The sequence below is a fragment of the Oleiphilus sp. HI0080 genome, from assembly GCF_001635135.1.
Map to the genome: position 1 here is coordinate 1 of NZ_LWFU01000591.1, position 3308 is coordinate 3308.

Annotated in this window: 3 protein-coding genes; 2 read left to right on the forward strand and 1 reads right to left on the reverse strand. The window is 47.7% G+C overall.

Features of this window, described 5'->3' with window-relative positions; all coding sequences use genetic code 11:
- On the forward strand, nucleotides 1–454 hold a 454-nt coding region (rsmD, locus tag A3751_RS12980), incomplete at its 5' end, for a 16S rRNA (guanine(966)-N(2))-methyltransferase RsmD (RefSeq protein WP_068456701.1).
- Here the strand turns inward: rsmD and A3751_RS12985 are convergent.
- The gene (locus A3751_RS12985) at nucleotides 451–2412 is read right to left on the reverse strand and encodes a hydantoinase/oxoprolinase family protein (RefSeq protein WP_231871823.1); all 1962 of its coding nucleotides are present in this window, start codon (nucleotides 2410–2412) and stop codon (nucleotides 451–453) included. The genes rsmD and A3751_RS12985 overlap by 4 nt on opposite strands.
- A gap of 36 nt (nucleotides 2413–2448) precedes the next feature.
- Between A3751_RS12985 and mutM the strand changes: the two genes are divergently transcribed.
- Nucleotides 2449–3255 (forward strand): bifunctional DNA-formamidopyrimidine glycosylase/DNA-(apurinic or apyrimidinic site) lyase, encoded by an 807-nt coding sequence (mutM, locus tag A3751_RS12990; protein ID WP_068456707.1) that lies wholly within the window; start codon nucleotides 2449–2451, stop codon nucleotides 3253–3255.
- Nucleotides 3256–3308 lie beyond the last annotated feature (53 nt).

Here is a 3308-nt window from a genome sequence, read left to right on the forward strand (position 1 = left end):
CGTGTTTAATTGGTTGCAACACAGTATCCATGGAGCTCGTGTACTGGACTTGTTTGCTGGTAGCGGATCATTGGGCTTCGAGGCTGCATCTAGAGGAGCCTCGCAAGTGGAGTTTGTCGAGTTAAGTCCGGCAGCTTATAGAGCATTGAGCGAGAACTGTAAGCGATTAGATTTAAAGGCGACCATTTCTAATGAAGACGCTTTAGCTTTTTTGGAAAAGCAGCGATCTGATTCTTCAGGCTTCGACATTGTTTTTTTGGATCCACCTTTTCGTAAAGGCTTGTTGGTAGAAGTACTGAATCGTCTTGATTCAAGCGCAGTACTCAATAGAGATGCACTGGTTTACATCGAAACCGAATCAGAACTTGCTACTTTGGCTATCCCGAAATCTTGGAATGAGCTGAAAGCTAAGAAAGCAGGGCAGGTGAATTATCGGCTTTTCAAAGCCGGCTAAAGCCTTGTCAGAATTAAATTTCCAAACTGATCCGTTTCAAGGGTCCAGCCGTCCGGTATCCAAGTCGTAGAAATGGCTTCGGTAATAATTGCTGGGCCGCTTAGGATTGTGTTTGCCGATATGCGTTCTCGCGAATAGATTTTACAGCCGTTTTCTTCTTTGTATTCGTTTGTCTGGTGTGCATTCCAAGTACCTAGTGATTGAATGCTCGCTTCACCCTCTACGCTTAATTTCAGGTTAACTAGCTCAAGAGGTTTATCGAGACGGTGACCGAAGCGTTGCTCATGCGCTTTTTCAAACAATTCAGCACTGTTCGCGTTATAGCCGACCTCTATCGTATAGCTTTGACCGAGATATCGAAGATCGAGATGTTTTTTGATGTAGCCGGTGCTCACCAATTCGGGACTCTCTAATCTGATCTCTTGCTGCATTCTTTCAAACATCGTCTCTAGGTCGCTGTGTGATATGTCGCCAAACGGCTTTATATGACTTCTTGTGCTGGTGCGCATTAGCGGGGCAGTGAGCATGCCGAAAGCGGAGAGCACTCCAGCATTGCGCGGAATAATCGCGCTTGTCATGTTGAGTTGATCCGCTAGTGAACAAACATGCATACCACCAGCACCGCCAAAGCAGCACAGCACAAAATCCTTCGGCGCATGCCCTTGTTTTACCGAGATATTATGCAACGCCGCAACCATTTGTTGTTCCGCTATTTGAATAATGCCTTTAGCGGTTTCCTCTACGCTTAGACCGAGTGGTTCTGCAAGGTTTCTAATCGCTGTTTCTGCCGCTTCAAAATTCAGATCTAACGAGCCTCCTAACTTTGCGGAGCGTGGTAGACGGCCTGAGACAAGATTAGCATCGGTTACGGTCGCCAGTTCGCCACCCAGACCGTAGCAGGCTGGTCCGGGTTTTGAGCCTGCTGACTCAGGTCCTACGTGAAGCATCCCAGCGTCATCTATCCACGCGATTGATCCGCCTCCAGCTCCAATGGTGGCCATGTCTAGCATCGGAACTGCGACCGGCCAATTCGCAATCTGGGCTTCGTCGCTGAGTTTGAAGTCGCCATTCATCAGAGATACGTCCGTGCTTGTACCTCCCATGTCGAAGCTCAAGATTCTAGGTTTCTTGAGTTTTTTTCCCAGCAAGCGCACTGCAGAAAGTCCTCCAGCTGGACCGGATAGCAAAAGATTTACTGCGCGATTTTTTGCTTGATCAAGGGTTAGTAGGCCTCCTGAAGATTGCATAATAAAGGCATCACAACCGCTAAGGTCGGTCTGTAAAGAGCTCAAATATTGCGAGACCTTTGGGCCAAGAGATGCGTTCAGCCATGTTGCGATGCCGCGTTCGTACTCTTTGTAAACGGGCAGGACAAAGGATGAACGGGATACGAATCCAAAAGGTTTAAGTGCCCTTTCCAAGCGCCGCTCTTCATCATCATTCAGAAACGAAAATAGCAGATTTATGGCGATCGCCTCGACACCAAGTTGTTTGATTTTGTAGACGAGGTTGTCGATGTCTGCATCGGCTAATGGTTGAATGATCTTGCCTGTCGCATCGCGTCTGCAATCAACCTCGAGACAATACTCCCGGGGCACTGGAGGCGCTGATTTTGTGGGACTTAGGTTGTAAAGCTCTTTTCGATTTTGCCGGCCAATTGTCAACACATCCCGAAAACCTTTATTCGTAACATAAGCCGTTCGCGCCCCTTTTCCCTCAAGCGCCGCGTTTGTTGCTACGGTGCTGCCATGGATGATCTTTATGGCTCCCTTATCAAGCAAGCTATCGACACCGAGCTCTCTGACCCCTTGGATAATTGCTTCTGCAGGGTTTTCTGGTGTCGAGAGGACTTTGTGCGTCTCGAGTGAGCCATTTTCATGCACCAATACGAAATCGGTAAAAGTGCCGCCTGCGTCAATGCCTAAATGTTTGATTTGGGTGTCGAGCTTCGTAGACAATGTTGCGCCTTACAGATTCAAATACAGAGAAATAATGTGCCAGAGCTTCCAGAAGTAGAAACTACGCGCAGAGGTATTTTGCCCTACAGTGAGGGGAAAGTCCTGCGAGAGATTATAATTCGTGACTCGCGTTTGCGTTGGCCTGTTTCCCAAGAACTGGTTGATTGGCAAGCCGATCAAGTACGTTCTCTGGATCGGCGCGGTAAGTACATTATTATGGGGTTCGACGCTGGTAGTATCCTGATCCACCTGGGTATGTCTGGCAGTTTACGGGTTGTTCAGCATTCGGAGCCCGTCCAAAAGCATGATCATCTTGACTTCGTATTTGAGCAATCACGCTTGCGTTTCAATGACCCAAGGCGTTTTGGATCCATATTGTGGACTGGCGAGTGGCGAAATCATGCGCTGATTTCTCATCTTGGTCCGGAACCCCTTTCTGAAGCCTTTGATACGGCGTATTTGTATCAAGCGTCACGCAACAGGAGTGTCGCGGTGAAACAATTTGTTATGGATAGTAAAACGGTTGTGGGTGTTGGCAATATCTACGCAAATGAGGCCCTTTATCTCTCTGGCATCCACCCAAACCGCCCGGCAAACAAAGTTTCTAAAGTGCGGTATGAGCGTTTGGTGATGAATATAAAGCAAGTGCTTACTTCTGCTATAACTCAAGGAGGAACTACTTTGAGGGACTTTGTTGGAGGCGATGGTAAACCTGGTTATTTCCAGCAGAAGTTGTTTGTATATGGTAGGCATGGCGAGCCGTGTAAAGGTTGCGGCGCGGCGCTAAAAGAGCTGAGACTGTCTGGTCGTAGCACTGTATATTGCGGAGTATGTCAAAAATAGCCTTTAAACTCGTCGTTGAATAGCACAACAAATTAGACAGAATCTAAACAGCA